Here is a 15,394-nt window from a genome sequence, read left to right on the forward strand (position 1 = left end):
CCGGTTACATTCCGAACCCGGAAGCTAAGCCTTTCAGCGCCGATGGTACTGCATGGGGGACCGTGTGGGAGAGTAGGACGCCGCCGAACGATTTTTAGAGAAAGCCCTGGTGGGAACCTTGAGTTCCCGCCAGGGCTTTTTCGCGTTTATTCGCGTTTACCCGACGCTTTTGCTCACCCTTACGCGCTTTCCTACCGCCCTTACGCCAGCCTCCCCAGCTCCTCCCTCCGTACCTCTCCCAGCAGCCTTTCCCCTCTGATCCACCGTTTCACTTCCTGCACCGCCCACACCCCGAGTCGCCGCCCCTCACTCCCCTGGGCCCCGGCAATGTGCGGCGTCACCATCACATTCGGCAGCGACAGCAATGGCCGTTCCTTTTCCAGCGGTTCCGGGTCCGTCACATCGAGCCACGCGCTCAGCCGCCCCGACGCGCACTCCCGTTCCAGCGCCCCCGTGTCGACGATCGAGCCCCGCGCCGTATTGATGACCGTTCCACCGTCCGGAATCAGGGCCAGGTGCGGTTCGTCCAGCAGCCGGCGTGTTTCCGGGGTCTCCGGTGCGTGGACCGTCACGATGTCCGACGCCCGGCAGAGGTCCGCCAGGCATGACACGTACTCCGCACCCAGTCGTTCGGCGCCCTCTGCCGTCACGTACGGGTCGTAGAGCAGCACCCGATATCCGGCCGCCGAGGTCCGCAGACCGGCCATGACCCCGCGGCCGATCCGTGAGGCGCCGATGACGCCCACCGTGCGGCTGTCCGCTCCCCGCCTCTCCGTGAAGGCCGGCCAGCGGCCGTTCGCGTACGCCGCGGCCATCGGCAGGGCGTCCTTCGCCGCGAGCGTGATCAACGCGAGGGTGAAGTCGGCGACCGGGCCCGCATTGACCCCTGCCGCCGACGAGACCACGATCCCGCGCTCCCAGACCTCCTCCGTCACCAACCACTTCACCGACCCGGCCGCGTGGACGACGGCCCTCAGCCGTGACGCACGCTCGAGCACGGCCTTTGTCAGGGGCGGGCACCCCCACCCCGTGACGAGGACCTCCACATCCCCGAGCCAGTCCGGGCCCTCCAAGCCCTCCAGCCAGGGGGCGTTCTCCTCGCCCTCACCGGACTGAACGGCTTTCGCCCTCACCACTCGCCCCGTCGATTCCCTCAACCGCTCACGCAGATCACCGGGCATCACCACGCCCAGTTCCTCCGCGCCCATGACCACCGCAACACCACCCGCGCGCGCTTCCGCCATGCGCAGCCCCCTGCCCTTCCGGCCGAGAGCGAAAACACATTGCCTGTGCCAACCATCTGGCGCGACGATCAAGAGATGGAGCACATCATCAGGTCTGTGCGCGCGGACGACTGGGAGAAGTCCAAGGAACTGCGGCTGGTGGCGCTTTCGGATCCGGTGGCGCCCATCGCATTCCTCGACAGCTACGAGAGCGCTTCCGCGCAGCCCGACAGCTATTGGCAGGAGAGGGCGCGGGCGAGCTCCGAAGCCTGCAGTGTCATCACGTTCGTTGCCGAGGCGCCCGACGGGACGTGGGACGGCACGCTCACCGTTCTGGTCGAGCTCCCGGACGCCGACCAGGACACTGTCTTCGGCGGCCGCCCGTCCGTTCCGCAAACGCACATCGTCGGCGTCTTCGTCCGCCCCGAGGCCCGCGGGAACGGCCTCATACAGGCGCTGTTCGCCGCCGCCGTCGAGTGGTCCTGGAGGCTGTCCGAGCCCCGCGTCGAGCGCATACGCCTCTTCGTCCACGAGGACAACGGGCGTGCCCTGTCCGTCTACCGCAACGCCGGCTTCGTGCCGTCCGGTGTCACCGTGGCCATGCCCGACGATCCGCAGGCGAAGGAGTACGAGCTCGAACTCGTGCGCCCCGCCGGCTGAACTCCCCGGATCCTCCGCGCATACTCCACTCATGCTCCACCGGATCCGGATCCGTAGCCCCTGGGCCGTCGACGCCCTGATCACCGCCGTGGTCCAGGTCGCCGTGACCATCCCGTTCGTCGTCCCGCGCTCGGCCGATGTGCCGCCTGCGACCTGGGCGTTCTACGTGATGACCACGCTGTCCGTGCTGCCGCTCCTGTGGCGCAGCAGGGCGCCGCTGACCTGCCTTCTGGCGATCACCCTGGCCGGGTTCGTCTATCTGCCGATGGACGGGCCCGGTCAGCCGATGCCGTACAGCCCGCTGGTGGCGATCTTCACTGTCGCCGCGCAGGGAGGGGCCCGGCAGCGGCAGGTGACGATCGCCGCCGGGCTGCCGCTCGTGGCTTTGGCGGTCGCCCTCCGGACCAACACCGCCCGCGAGTACTTGTTCGCGTTCTTCCTCTTCACGATGGTGTACGTGCTGGGCGTGCTGGCGCGGACCCGGCAGGCGTACACCCGGGCCGTCGAGGCGCGGGCCGCCGCGCTGGAGCGGGACCGGGAGCGGGAGGCCGAGCGGGCCGCCGAGCGGGAACGCGCCCGGATCGCGCGGGAGATGCACGACGTGCTGTCACACGCGGTCAGCCTGATGGTCGTTCAGGCGGAGGCCGGGCCTCTGGTCGTACGGTCGGATCCCGACCGGGCGGAGGCGGCGTTCGACGCGATCGCAGGGGCCGGGCGGGACGCGATGGTGCAGTTGCGGCGCATGCTCGGCGTGCTCAAAGAAGAGCCGGGAGAGGGCCCGGGAGCCGACCCGGGAGCCAGCGGCTCCCCGCACGGCCCGGGGCGCACGCCGCAGCCCACCCTGGCCGGGCTGCGCGACCTCGTCGACCAGGTGCGGCGGGCCGGGCTCCCCGTGGCCCTGCTGACGGAGGGCGAGCCGCGGCCGCTCGCCGCCGACGCCCAAGTCACCGTCTACCGCGTCGTCCAGGAGGCGCTGACGAACGTCCTCAAGCACTCCGACGCGCGCGCCGTGACCGTGCGGCTCGCCTGGGGACCGTCCGGCGGAGATCAGTCCGGCGGAGACCGGCTCAGCGGAGAACAGCTCAGCGGAGACCGGCTCTCCGTCACCGTGACCGACGACGGCTCGGGCGTCCGCAAGCCCGGTGGCGAAGGCAGCGGCAGGGGGCTGATCGGCATCCGTGAGCGGGCCGCCGCGCACGGCGGTTCGGCATCGGCCGGACCGGGGCCGGACGGCCGCGGCTACCGCGTTTGTCTGCAACTGCCCCTCGTGATCTCCTCACGGACAGAAGCGGCAGGAGTAGCTGGAGCAGGAGGAGCAGCAGAAGTGGCGGGAGTGGCCGGAGTGCTGGCAGAGCCGGGGGAGACGACGTGACGATCCGTGTGGTGATCGCCGACGACCAGGAGTTGGTACGGAGCGGCTTCGCGATGATCCTGTCCGCTCAGCCGGACATCGAGGTCGTGGCGGAGGCCGGCGACGGCGCCGAGGCCGTGGCTGCCGTCCGTCGGCACGCGCCCGACGTCGTCCTGCTCGACATCCGCATGCCGCGCATGGACGGCATCGAGGCGGCCCGCACGATCTGCGCGGAGAGCGGCTGCAAGGCCGTCATGCTCACCACCTTCGACCAGGACGACTACGTCTACGAGGCGCTGCACGCGGGCGCGAGCGGTTTCCTGCTGAAGGACGTGCGCCGGGACGACCTCGTGCACGCCGTACGCGTCGTCGTCGCCGGGGACTCCCTGCTCGCGCCGTCCGTGGCGCGCCGCCTGGTCGCCGACTTCACCAGCCGCGGGCAGGCGGCGGCCACCGCCGGGCCGGCCCTGGGGGCGCTCACCGCGCGCGAGCGCGAGACGCTCGTGCTGCTCGGACGCGGCCTGTCGAACGCGGAGATCGCGGCCGAGCTGGTGGTCAGCGAGCACACCGTGAAGACCCACGTCAGCAACGTGCTGTCGAAGCTGGGGCTGCGCGACCGGATCCAGGCGGTCATCTGCGCCTACGAGACGGGACTCATCGCCCCCGGAAGCTGATCCCCCGGAAGCTGACTCCTGGAAACTGATCTCCCGGAAGCCGATCCTCCCGGCCCCGTAATCCCCCGCGCGAGGGAGCCCGGCGGCAGCGGATACCCCTCGCATCGGCGATTCGCCGGTCCGCGCGGATCGCGACGATGGATTCCGTTGGGAACGTCCGTCACCACCAGGGGGAACCACCGTGCGCCGCAACAGAACCGCTGTCTTCGCCGCCACCGCCACTGTCATCGCGCTGGGCATCAGCGCCGCGCCCGCCATGGCCGCGCCCGCCGCCCCCCACGCGTCCGTCCAGTCCGCTCAGTCCGCCAGCAGGGCCGCCGACAAAACCGCCGACAAAGCCGCCGACAAGGCCGCCGCCCTGCGGAAGGCGATCGACGGTCTGCCGGACGGCGCCGCCACCGCCGCGCAGGTCCGCTATAAGGACAAGGACCTGCGCTGGAGCGGGACGTCGGGGGAGGCCGACGTGCGCACGCACACGCCGGTCAAGGGCGACGAGCGGTTCCGCGCGGGCAGCATCACCAAGACGTTCACGGCGGCCGTCGCGCTGCAGCTCGTCCACGAGGGGAAGCTCGACCTCGACGGGACCGTGCAGCACTACCTGCCGGGCCTGCTGCCCGCCCACTACCCCGACGTCAAGGTCGGGCAGCTGCTCAACTACACGAGCGGCCTGCCGGGCGGCGACACCCGCGGGACCCCGAACACCCCCGACTGGGACAAGGGCCGCTACACCACCTGGGACCACCGCGCCCTCGTCCAGGCGGGCTTCGGCAAGCCCATGGAGTTCACTCCGGGCACGCAGCAGCACTACTCCAACATCGGCTACAACGTCCTGGGGATGCTGATCGAGAAGGTCACGGGACGGACGTACGAGCAGGAGCTGCGCGACCGGGTCATCAACCGGGCCGGCCTCAAGGACACGTACAGCCCCGGCACGAGCTTCCGCATCAAGGGCCGCCACACGCACGGCTACGAGGCGCTCAAGAACGCCGACGGCACCACCCGGCTCGTCGACACGACCGAGTGGGACCAGTCCGAGACGTGGGCCTCCGGCGACCTCATCACCACGACGGCCGACCTGGACCGCTTCGTCTCCGCGCTCTTCGCCGGCCGCATCGTGCCGCAGCAGGAGCTGAAGCTGATGTTCACCGTGCCGCAGGTCCCGCAGTACGAGAGCGGGAAGCCCGCCGTCTACGGCAGCGGCCTGGCGCGCGTCCAGCTCACCAAGGGCGGACCCGTCTACTGGGGCAAGACCGGGAGCCGCTACGGCTACCTGAACGGCTTCGCCGCCACGCAGGACGGCAAACAGTCGCTGATCTACTCCGTCAACTCCACGGACGCGAAGGGGGAGAACGTCACGCCGGACTCGCGCGTCGGCCGGATCATCGCGGCGGGCGTGGGGACGCCGTCCGCGTAGAGCCGCTCTCGAAGAGCCGTCCCCGGACGACCACCGCGTCGATCCGGCGGACGGCCTTCACGTCACGCAGCGGGTCCGCGCCCGGGGCCAGCACGACGAGGTCGGCCGTCCTGCCGGGCGCGACCGTCCCGGCGTTCCAGGCTGTCCCGGCCTTCCCGGCGGTCCCGTCGGCGCCGGCGAGGCCCAGTGCCCGCGCGGGCTCGACCGTGGCCGCGCGGAGCGCCGCCGCGGCGCCGAGGCCCGCACCGTCGGCCAGCAGCTCCAGCTCCTCGTGGAGGTCACCGCCCCGCGCGCTGCCGGCGAGGACCGGGACGCCGCGGCGGTGCAGCTCCGCGACCAGGTGCAGGCGGTGGTCGTGGATCCCGCGGAGGTACGCGGCGTCCGGCCCCCGGGGCTCGCCGTGGGCCGCCAGGGCGGGCGTGATCCGGGTGCCGTTGGCGGCCAGACGGTCGAGGAGCCGGTCGGCGCGGTCGGGGTAGTAGGACCGGACGGCGGTCCACTCCAAGCGGTGGATCTGCCGGAGCCAGTCGCGGTACGGATCGGCCCCGACCGCTATACGGGCGAGGCCGTGCCTGACCTCCTCCTCCCGCGTGGAGGCGGCCAGCAGGAGCGCGTGGAGATGTTCGACGATCCGCTGGCCGGCGTCCGACGCCTCCGCGAGCTGCATGGTGTCGGGGCAGTGGCCCGCGTACGGAAGCTGCCGCCTGCGGGTCTCGTCGGCCACGGCGAGATACGCCTCGCGCGACAGCCGCGGGTGCACCCGGACGAACGCCGCACCGCCCTCCTCGGCCCTGCGCACCGCCCGGCGGGCCGCGGCGGCGTCCCGTACGGTCACGGACTCCGGGCGCAGGGCGGGTGGGCCGTCGAGGGGTGCGCTGCCGGGTCCGGCGAAAGTCGTCACTCCCCTCCCTACGGGCGGGAAATCACCGCTGCCGCCGTCCGTACGGGAGTCGATCAGGCCGGGGATGACGTATCTGCCCCGGAGATCCATCACGCGGGCGTCCGGCGGGGCGGAGAGCTCGGCCGACCGGCCCACTGCGGCGATGCGCCCGGCGCGGATCACGACCGTCATGCCGGGCTGCGGCGGCTCGACGCCGGGGGCGGCGACCAGCGTCGCGTGCGTGAGGGCGAGGGGCCGTACGGGCGGGCCGGCGTCGCCCGCGGCCGCCACCGCCCGCCCTGCTGCCGCGGTGCCGCCGAGCGCGAGCGCGCTGCCGAGCGCCGCCGCACCGCCCAGGACGAGGCGCCTGCCGGGCTCTGCCATCCCGTCCACCTCTCCGGGCCGCTGCGGGTCCCCCTCGATGGCTACCCGGCTCCTGACCGCCCGGCTCGGTCTCTGCCCGACGCGACGCCTACCCGGCGAGCGTGCGGTGCGGCCACCGCGCGCGGGCCTGTTCCTCGGAGCGCATGAGCGCGAACGTCGGCAGGCCGAGCGCCGCGCCGTCCGCCAGGAGGTCCGGGAGGGCGGGAACGGGCGCGACGGCGGCGACATCGTCCAGCACCAGGGACAGTGGTGGGTCGAGCCGACCGGCAGATGACCGTCCGGCCATGCCCCGGCCGCGCTCGACCACGCTTGCGACGAGTGCGGTCAGCAGGGGCATCGCACCCGGGCGGGTGCGGGGATCCTCAATCGCCTCACCCACCACGTACAGGGTTCCCCCCTCGGCGACAAATGATTCCCAAGCCAGGGAATCCGCACGGTGCGGATTGCAGGCATCGCGGACGTGAACGGACGACAGTGCGCCCAGCGCACGCGCGGTCAGCTCCTGGGCCACCTCGCGGCGTTCGGGGTGCCCCGTGAGCGCCGATTCGAGCTCCCCGGCCGCGCCGCCCGCCGCCTTCACGTGCGTCCGCAGGATCCGCACCGGCTCGTGCGCGGCCGAGCCCTGCGCCCAGCGGAGCACCTGACGGAACGGCCTGCCGTCCACGGCGGCGGCGTGCAGCCAGCAGCGCAGCAGCGTCTCCGCGACGTCCGCGGTGGCCGAGTCGAGGGCGCTGTGCGGGCGTACGGGGGCGAGCAGGGCCGCCGCGCGGGCGGCGGCGGTCTCCCGGGCCGTGCAGCCCCCCAGAGGCGACCAGCGGAGCCTGTCGGGGGTGTCGAGGAGGTGGCTCGGGTCGAAGACGTGCACGGGGCCGAGCTTGGCGCGGGCGTCCTTCGTGGCCGCCCACAGCGCGGCGTCGCTCGTCGTGACGAGCACGGGGCCGGCGGCCTCCAGGACGGCGCGGACGGCGGTGTCGCCGCGGTCGGCGCCGTAGCGGACGCCGGGGGCGGCGGGGCCTGAGGAGCTGCCGGTCCCGGCGGTGCCGATCGCGCCTTGCGGGGCCGGCGTATGGGGCCCGGGCACGGGCAAGGCGCCCGCGGGGCCGCCCGGCTCCGTCCCGGACCCTACTGCCGGCGTTCCGTCAGGGCGGCCGGCTGTGTGCGCAGTCCTGCCGTCGGTGCTGCCCGGCTGCGGGGAGCGCGGGCCCGCGTCCGGCGCCCCGGTGCGGTCACCGCTCCCGGGAGCGGGCCGGTCGGTGGCCGGATTTGTCTCCACAGCCCGGTCGGTGGCCGGGCTTGTCTCTACGGCCCGGCCCGCCGGTCCTTGCCGTCCCGCCGGCGGGTGCCTGTCCGCGGAGGCGAAGGCCGTTTCCGCGTTCCCGGCGGTGCGGGCGTCTGTCGTCCGTGCCCCGGCCGCGGTCCCACCCGCGGTCCCACGCGCCTCGTAAGACGCGTCCGGCGCCTCATAGGACGCGTCCGAGCCGCTCCCGCTGCCGGAGGCCGCCCCCGCGAGGGAGCCCGCGGCCGCCCGCCGCCGCGCCCGTACCGCCTTCCAGCGCGCCACCGTGCCGACCACGAACACGCCCAGGACGATCAGCGCCAGCAGCTCGCCGATGAGGAGGCCCCAGAACAGGCCGTAGCCCGAGAGGCTCTCCGCCGGGGTGTCCGGCCAGGCGGCCGGAAGGTTGCGCGGCTGCGTCACCAGGTGCCGCAGGGCCATGGGCGTACGGGTGAGAGTGACCGCTTCGGGCCAGCCGCCGTGGGTGAACAGCGCGGCCAGGCCCGTCGTCCCCCACACCAGCAGCGTCATGCCCAGCAGCAGCCCAATGACCGCCATCAGCAGCCCGTCCGGAATGCCGCGCTCCGGCTGCCGGTCGCTCATCCGCTGTCCCCCCGTTCCCGTCCTGTCCCGTCCCGTCCCGTCCCGTTCCGGGCCTGCCTCAGGCCACCGTCGATTCCGACTCCGGAGACGCGTCCGCTTCCAGGGCCGCGGCCGCCCGCTCCGCGGCCGCGGCCTCCGCCGCGAGCTCGCGCGCGAAGTCGCCGTCCTCGGTCATGGCGCGGTCGGTGTAGACGAGCGGCCGTTCGATGTCGGTGACGAGGTGCTTGACGACCTGGACGTTGCCGTTGACGTCCCAGACGGCGATGCCCGGCGTCAGCGTCGGGATGATCTCGACCGCCCAGCGGGGCAGGCCGAGCACCCGGCCCGTGGCGCGGGCCTCGTCGGCCTTCTGGGCGTAGATGGTGCGTGTGGAGGCCATCTTGAGGATCGCGGCGGCCTCGCGCGCCGCCGCGCCGTCGACGACGTCGGAGAGGTGGTGCACGACCGCCACGAACGACAGGCCGAGCCGCCGGCCGAACTTCAGCAGCCGCTGGAAGAGCTGGGCCACGAACGGCGAGTTGATGATGTGCCAGGCCTCCTCGACCAGGAAGATCCGTTTCTTCCGGTCGGGCCGGATCCACGTGTGCTCCAGCCAGACGCCCACGATCGCCATCAGGATCGGCATGGCGATGGAGTTGCGGTCGATGTGGGAGAGGTCGAAGACGATCAGGGGGGCGTCGAGGTCGATGCCGGCCGTCGTCGGCCCGTCGAACATGCCGCGCAGGTCACCGTCCACGAGCCGGTCCAGGACCAGCGCGACGTCGAGGCCCCAGGCCCGGACGTCGTCTATGTCGACGTTCATCGTCTCCGCGGACTCGGCCTCCGGGTGCCGCAGCTGCTCCACGATGTCGGTGAGCACCGGCTGCCGGTCGAGGATCGTCTCGTTGACGTTGGCGTGGGCGACCTTGAGGGCGAAGCCGGCCCGCTCGTCGAGGCCGCGGCCGGTGGCCACCTCGATGATCGTGCGGAGGAGGGCGAGCTGGCCGGTCGTGGTGATCGCCGGGTCCAGCGGGTTGAGCCGGATGCCGCCGTGCAGCGCGGCGGCCGGGTCGAGCCGGATGGGGGTTATCCCCAGCTGCTGGGCGATCAGGTTCCACTCGCCGACGCCGTCCTCGCCCTGGGCGTCCAGGACGACGACCTGCCGGTCGCGGAACCGCAGCTGGCGCAGGACGTACGTCTTCTCCAGCGCCGACTTGCCGTTGCCGGACTCGCCGAGGACGAGCCAGTGCGGGGCGGGCAGCTGCTGTCCGTAGAGCTGGAAGGGGTCGTAGATGTAGCCCTTGCCGGAGTACACCTCGCGCCCGATGACCACGCCGGAGTCACCGAGCCCGGGGGCGGCGGTCGGCAGGTAGACGGCCTGGGCCTGGCCGGTGGAGGTCCGCACGGGCAGCCGTGTGGTCTCCACCTTCCCGAAGAGGAAGCTGGTGAAGGCGTCGGTCAGGGAGGCGAGCGGGTCGAGCACGGCATGCCCCTATCGTCGGATGCCGGTCGCGAACGGCAGGGTGTTGACGAAGGCCCGGTGGTGCTCGCGGTCGCACCACTCCAGCTTCAGGTAGCTCTTGCCGGCCGAGGCTCTTATCGTCCGCTTGTCGCGCGCGAGCGCTTCCGGCGAGCGCGACGACACCGTGATGTACCCGACGAGGTTGACCCCGGCCGCGCCGCTGGCGAGGTCCTCGCCGCGCTGGTCGACCCGGGAGTGGTGGGCGACGTCGCGCGGGTCGACGACGCGGTTCATCTTGGCGGCGCGGGAGGCGTCCGCGTCGTCGTTGGTCTTCTCCGTCAGCATGCGCTCGATGGCCACGTCCGTCGGCTCCAGGTCCATGCAGACCGCGACCGTGCGGATCACGTCCGGGGTGTGGACGAGCAGCGGCGCGAGGAAGTTGACGCCCACCGGGGTCATGGGCCACTCCTTCACCCAGGCGGTGGAGTGACACCAGGGTGCGCGGGTTGACGACTCGCGGGTCTTCGCCTGGAGGTACGTGGGCTCCATGGCGTCCAGCTCGGCCGGCCAGGCGTTGCGCTGGGTCATGGCCTGGATGTGGTCGATGGGGTGGTCGGGGTCGTACATGGAGTGGATCAGGGAGGACAGCCGGCCCTGGCCGAGCGGCTGACGGACCCGGATGTCGGCCTCGGCGAGCCGCGCGCAGATGTCGGTCAGCTCGCGCGCCATGACGACCGCGAGGCCGCCGTCGCGGTCCAGCCTGCGCTTGGCGCCGTCGTGGCGGGAGGCGCGCGCGATGGCGTTGGCCTCGGCGGCCAGCTCGCGCGTGTAGTGCATGCAGGCGACGAGGTAGGCGCGGTGCTGCTCGGAGGAGGTCGACACCATCGACTGCAGCTGGTCGTAGGACTCCTTGAGCCACTGCGGGGAGCCGGCGTCGCCGCGCCGCTCGACGTCCTTGGCGTGGGCGTCCGGATCGGCGGGGAGCGTACGGGCGAGCATCTGGATGCGCGTCACGTAGCCGTCGCCGTTGGCGACGTGCTTGAGGAGCGTGCCGAACCGGTCGACCAGCGCCTCCTGGTCCTCGGAGTCGCGCAGGCCCACGCCGGGGCCCTCGATCTCGATGGCGGCGGTGACCGTGCGGCGGTCGGCGTGCAGCAGGACGGCGATCTCGTCGGGGCCGAACGGCGCCGCGAGCCAGTTGATCCGCCCGATGCCCGGCGGCGGGCCGACCTCGACCTCGCGGCCGTCCATGCGCGTGCCCGCCTCGGCGGCCGCGGACCGGTAGGCGGTGCCGCGGCGCAGGGTGCGCTTGAACGAGCGGTTGATCTCAAACCATTTGTAGAACGTGCGGCCCTTGTACGGGACGTACACGGCGGCCAGCGCCAGCATCGGGAACCCGGTGAGCGTGACGATCCGCAGCGGCAGGACGGGCACGAGCAGTCCGCACATCATGCCGAGGAACGCCCCGGCGATGATCAGCGCGATCTCCCCGGTCTCCCGGTTCTTGCCGACGACCGCGTTGGGGCGCGCGCGGCCGATCAGATACGTACGGCGGGCCGCGACCGGCTGGGACTGGGCCTGGATCGTCAACTCCGCTCACCTCCTGTGTTGCTGCGGTTCTGGGCACGCGGCGCACGAGCTGCGGAATTGTCGCTTCCGCCGCCCCTGTTGTCGCCGGTGCGGGCGGGCGGCCGGGTGCTGTGGGCGGCGACGCCGCCCGCCACGGTGTCGGCGGGCCGGTGCTGGTGGCCGCCGCCGGACCCGCCGGAGCCGCGCGCGCTGTGGGTCGTGATGCCCTGCTTGACCAGGGCGGCGGGGGAGGAGATCACGGCGGCGGCCTGGCGCGACGCCGCGTCGTTGCTGGCGCTGCGGGTGCTGACGATCTCGTCGCCGAAGCCGGGCACGAAGCGGTAGATCATCGCGCTGGCGAAGATGGCCAGGATGATGATCGCCAGCCCGGACACCACGGCCGAGAAGGAGTCCGGCCCCTTGCCGGAGGACAGCGCTCCGGCGAGGCCCAGCACGACCACGATGATCGGCTTGACCAGGATCACCGCGATCATGATGCCCGCCCAGCGGCGGACGTGCTTCCACATGTTCTTGTCGACCAGGCCCGCGTAGACGGCGGTGCCGAGGAGCGCGCCGGCGTAGAGGAGGGCGGCGCGGATCACCAGCTCCAGCCAGAGGACGCCCGCGGCGAGCACGGAGACCAGGGACACCACGATCAGCATGATCGGGCCCCCACCGATGCCCGTGCCCTTCTTGAGGGCGTCCGCGAAACCGCCGAAGAAGGCGTCGTTGTTGGCGTTGGTGCCCGTGGCGATCGCCTGCGTGACGGCGTCGGTGGCCGACACCAGGGTGTAGAGGACGAGCGGGGTGAACGCGGAGGCCAGCACGGTCAGCCAGAGGAAGCCGACGGCCTCCGTGAACGCCTCGGTGAACGGCACGCCGCGGACGGCGCGCTTGGCGACGGCCAGCAGCCAGAGCACGAGCGTGAGCACGGTGGAGGCGGCGAACACCACGGCGTACTGGCGCAGGAAGGCGGCATTGGTGAAGTCCACGTTGCCGGTGGCCTCGACGGCGCCGGACAGCTTCTGGACGATCCAGGAGGCGGCTTCGCCGCAGCCCTTGGCGAGGGAGGCGAGGGGGTCCAGGGCGGTCTGGGGGTCGGGTGGGGACTTCGACGCGCCCTTGTCGCCGCCCGTGCAGATGTCCTTCGCCTGGCCCACGATGAGGTCGCAGGCGCTCTTGTCGCCGCCCTGGCTGGGGCTCGACGAGGGGGCGGGCGATGTGGACGGCGACGGCGGGGTGGGTGCCGCGAGGGCCTTTGATGCCAGTGCGGTCACTGCCACCTGGGCGGACACGACTGCCGCGGTCAGGGAGAGGGCGCGGCGGCGGCTACCTGGCATAAGTGAACCCTCCGTACCCGTTGACCGCGTTGGTGATCTCGTCGGCGCTCGAAGCGCGGAGGTCGCCGCTGACCGGCGCGGGCCCCTGCTTCTGCTCGGACGAGGTGAGCTTCCAGTCGTCGTTCGTCCAGCGGAGCTTCTCGGTGACCGTGAACCAGGTCTGGGCGACCGGCTTGGTCGAGCCCTCGCCGGCGAGGCCCACCAGGCCGGTGCACCACACCTCGACGGTGGCCTCGGAGTCGTTGAACGCGGTGGCCTTCGTGCCGACGGGGATGGTGCGGGAGACGAACGTCTGTCCCTTGGGGGCGGAGCCGTCGTCGTTGAGGCCGAGGCTCTTGAGGAAGCCGGTGCCGTAGGCCTGGTCCAGCTTGGCCTGGAGGTCGCGCGCGGCGTCCGGCGTGTGGATCGCGTCCACGATGGCGTGCCGCGACGCCTTCTCGAACATCCCGTTGCCGCCCAGCGCCACGGCGAAGTTCGTGGCTGCGGACTGCGCCCCCTGCTGCGTACGCGCAAACCCGGAAGCGATCCCCCCGTTCTTCCCCCCCACCGGCTTCACCCCCGAAGGGGCCGTCGCCCCCGCGCTGACCTCGTCCCCGCTCTTCTTCGCGTCGTCCGAGCCGGACCCGCTGCCTCTGTTGGCGAAGGCGATGGCCGCGATGAGCAGGACGACGACGCCCACGACCGTGATCAGGTTCCGGCTGGACATGCCCGCGCGGGCGCCCCCGCGGCCGCCTCTGCCGCGGCGGGGCGCGTACGGATCGCCCTCGCCCTCCGGCAGCCGGGTGCGGGTCAGGCCGTGATCCTCGTCGTAGCCGTCCTCACCGAGACTCATAGCGCGCACGTCCCCTCATACGTCGTCGCCGCTGTGGCACCCGCATATGACGGTAGCGGCGTGAGGGGATTCCCGGGGGAGGAGGACGAGGGGGTGTGAGGGGGCATCAGGTGGCAGCCTCGGGTGCGGGGGTCGCTCAGACGGCCATGCCGTAGACGATGGTGAACAGGGTGCCGAGCGAACCGATGATGAAGACGCCCGTCAGCCCTGCGACGATCAGGCCCTTGCCCTGCTCCGCGCTGAAGGTGTCGCGCAGGGCCGTGGCGCCGATCCGCTGCTTCGCCGCGCCCCAGATCGCGATGGCGAGGCACAGGAGGATCGCCACGGCCATGATGACCTCGATCATCACGCGAGCCTCGTTGCCCAGGCTACCGAACGGCCCCCAGTTGGGGGCGATTCCGCCAATAATGGTGTTGATGTCGCCCTTGCCGGCCGCCAAAAACATGTGCAACTCACCGCCCCTAATGGGTTGTTGTCAACACCCTCACCGCTGGGCAAAGGTCAGGACCTATCTTCGCCGAAGATCGCGCCTCGGCATGTCGACTTGGCGGCATTTCTTGGCGGAACTCGTACGCATGCTCCCCGTAGGGCCCTGACCTGCGACGCAGGGTGATGTCGGTGGGTGCTTCTAAGGTGACTCTGTGTATCACGGGCGTGGACGCCGGGCAACGTTCGGCGGGATCGGGGGTCACGGGGATGTACGGGCGAGAGTCTGTTCGGTCGGTACGCTGTCCCGAGCGCCGTCCGGGCGCCGATCGCGCCCCTGGGCCGTCGGGCCGGCCCGCGCGCCACGGGGGCATCGAGATCAAGGGTGGTACGGGTGCTGGTTGCCGATCGCTACCGGCTGGAGGAGCTGCTCGGCCGCGGTGGCATGGGCGAAGTCTGGCAGGCGCAGGACGAGGTGCTGGGCCGTCAGGTCGCCGTGAAGCTGCTGCTGGGCGACGACGGCGACGAATCCGCCGCCTCCCGCTTCCGGCTGGAGGCGCAGACCGCGGCGCGGCTGAATCACCCCCAGGTGGTCGCCGTCTACGACTTCGGCTCCTGGGACGGCCGCTTCTATCTGGTGATGGAGCTGGTCAGGGGTCCGAGCCTGGCCCAGGAGCTGTCCGCCCGCGGCCCGCTCGCCCCGCGCCGCGTGGCCCGGATCGCCGCCCAGTCCGCGGCCGGCCTCGCCGCGGCGCACCGCCAGGGCGTCGTCCACCGGGACATCAAGCCCGGCAATCTGATGCTCGACGCCGACGACACCCTGAAGATCGGCGACTTCGGCATCGCCCGGTTCGTGGACGAGACGTCCGCCGCGCTGACCCGCGTCGGCCAGATCGTCGGCACGAGCACGTACCTCGCCCCGGAGCGGGCCCTGGGCAAGGTCGCCGGCCCCGCCTCGGACGTCTACGCCCTGGGCTGCGTGCTCTACCAGCTCCTGGCCGGCCAGCCGCCCTTCTGGGCGGACAGCCCGACCGCCCTGCTCTACCTCCACGTGGACACGCCCCCGGTGCCGCCCCGGCAGCACCGGGCGGATCTGCCGCCCGCCTTCGAGGCGTACCTGCTGCGGATGCTCGCGAAGAAGCCGGAGGACCGGCCGACCGCACAGGAGGCGGCCGACTGGTTCGCCGGGCCCTCCTGGGAGGAGGCGCCCCGTCCCGTACGGACGCCCATGCCGCAGCCGGCGTTCGGGTCCGCGCCCCCCGCGCCGGCGGGTGCGCCCGCGCGGCTGCCGGTGCCGCCGGTCGTGCCGCCTGCCGCGGCC

The 15,394-nt window shown here is 72.3% G+C and carries 13 protein-coding genes and 1 rRNA gene; 6 read left to right on the top strand and 8 right to left on the bottom strand.

The window, feature by feature from the left end; translation table 11 throughout:
• Positions 1 to 89 (top strand): 5S ribosomal RNA (gene rrf, locus B7P34_RS31305); the annotation flags it as partial.
• 111 nt (positions 90 to 200) lie between these two features.
• Here rrf and B7P34_RS31310 read toward each other — a convergent pair.
• Entirely contained in the window at positions 201 to 1,244 is a 1,044-nt protein-coding gene (locus tag B7P34_RS31310; RefSeq protein ID WP_223268416.1) for a hydroxyacid dehydrogenase, read from the bottom strand.
• 75 nt (positions 1,245 to 1,319) lie between these two features.
• Between B7P34_RS31310 and B7P34_RS31315 the strand changes: the two genes are divergently transcribed.
• From B7P34_RS31315 to B7P34_RS31330, 4 genes are all read left to right on the top strand, one after another.
• Entirely contained in the window at positions 1,320 to 1,883 is a 564-nt protein-coding gene (locus B7P34_RS31315) for a GNAT family N-acetyltransferase (protein ID WP_106681569.1), read from the top strand.
• A 31-nt stretch (positions 1,884 to 1,914) separates the two neighbouring features.
• Positions 1,915 to 3,255, top strand: coding sequence for a sensor histidine kinase (locus tag B7P34_RS31320; RefSeq protein WP_106681570.1), 1,341 nt, complete (start codon positions 1,915 to 1,917; stop codon positions 3,253 to 3,255).
• Positions 3,252 to 3,908 (top strand): response regulator, encoded by a 657-nt coding sequence (locus tag B7P34_RS31325; protein ID WP_106681571.1) that lies wholly within the window; start codon positions 3,252 to 3,254, stop codon positions 3,906 to 3,908. The genes B7P34_RS31320 and B7P34_RS31325 overlap by 4 nt, the downstream gene beginning before the upstream one ends.
• A gap of 181 nt (positions 3,909 to 4,089) precedes the next feature.
• The gene (locus tag B7P34_RS31330; protein WP_106681572.1) at positions 4,090 to 5,322 is read left to right on the top strand and encodes a serine hydrolase domain-containing protein; all 1,233 of its coding nucleotides are present in this window, start codon (positions 4,090 to 4,092) and stop codon (positions 5,320 to 5,322) included.
• Here B7P34_RS31330 and B7P34_RS31335 read toward each other — a convergent pair.
• The 7 genes from B7P34_RS31335 to B7P34_RS31365 form a co-directional block, all read right to left on the bottom strand.
• The gene (locus B7P34_RS31335; protein WP_106681573.1) at positions 5,288 to 6,586 is read right to left on the bottom strand and encodes an amidohydrolase family protein; all 1,299 of its coding nucleotides are present in this window, start codon (positions 6,584 to 6,586) and stop codon (positions 5,288 to 5,290) included. The two genes, B7P34_RS31330 and B7P34_RS31335, sit on opposite strands and share 35 nt — an antisense overlap.
• A gap of 88 nt (positions 6,587 to 6,674) precedes the next feature.
• A complete protein-coding gene (locus tag B7P34_RS31340; protein ID WP_106681574.1) occupies positions 6,675 to 8,465 on the bottom strand; it encodes a type VI secretion protein in 1,791 nt (596 codons plus the stop codon).
• A 58-nt stretch (positions 8,466 to 8,523) separates the two neighbouring features.
• Positions 8,524 to 9,927, bottom strand: a complete 1,404-nt coding sequence (locus B7P34_RS31345; protein ID WP_106681575.1) for an ATP-binding protein — start codon at positions 9,925 to 9,927, stop codon at positions 8,524 to 8,526.
• A gap of 9 nt (positions 9,928 to 9,936) precedes the next feature.
• Positions 9,937 to 11,496 carry an SCO6880 family protein gene (locus B7P34_RS31350; RefSeq protein WP_223268417.1) on the bottom strand — a complete coding sequence of 520 codons (1,560 nt, stop codon included), beginning with the start codon at positions 11,494 to 11,496 and terminating at the stop codon, positions 9,937 to 9,939.
• The gene (locus B7P34_RS31355; RefSeq protein ID WP_106681576.1) at positions 11,493 to 12,815 is read right to left on the bottom strand and encodes a hypothetical protein; all 1,323 of its coding nucleotides are present in this window, start codon (positions 12,813 to 12,815) and stop codon (positions 11,493 to 11,495) included. The genes B7P34_RS31350 and B7P34_RS31355 overlap by 4 nt, the downstream gene beginning before the upstream one ends.
• The gene (locus B7P34_RS31360; RefSeq protein WP_106681577.1) at positions 12,805 to 13,647 is read right to left on the bottom strand and encodes a hypothetical protein; all 843 of its coding nucleotides are present in this window, start codon (positions 13,645 to 13,647) and stop codon (positions 12,805 to 12,807) included. The genes B7P34_RS31355 and B7P34_RS31360 overlap by 11 nt, the downstream gene beginning before the upstream one ends.
• Before the next feature lie 136 nt (positions 13,648 to 13,783).
• The gene (locus B7P34_RS31365; RefSeq protein ID WP_286157530.1) at positions 13,784 to 14,098 is read right to left on the bottom strand and encodes a hypothetical protein; all 315 of its coding nucleotides are present in this window, start codon (positions 14,096 to 14,098) and stop codon (positions 13,784 to 13,786) included.
• Positions 14,099 to 14,467: 369 nt separating this feature from the next.
• Between B7P34_RS31365 and B7P34_RS31370 the strand changes: the two genes are divergently transcribed.
• On the top strand, positions 14,468 to 15,394 hold a 927-nt coding region (locus B7P34_RS31370; RefSeq protein WP_106681578.1), incomplete at its 3' end, for a serine/threonine-protein kinase.

It is taken from the genome of Streptosporangium nondiastaticum (genome assembly GCF_003011965.1).
Taxonomy (GTDB): domain Bacteria; phylum Actinomycetota; class Actinomycetes; order Streptomycetales; family Streptomycetaceae; genus Streptomyces; species Streptomyces nondiastaticus.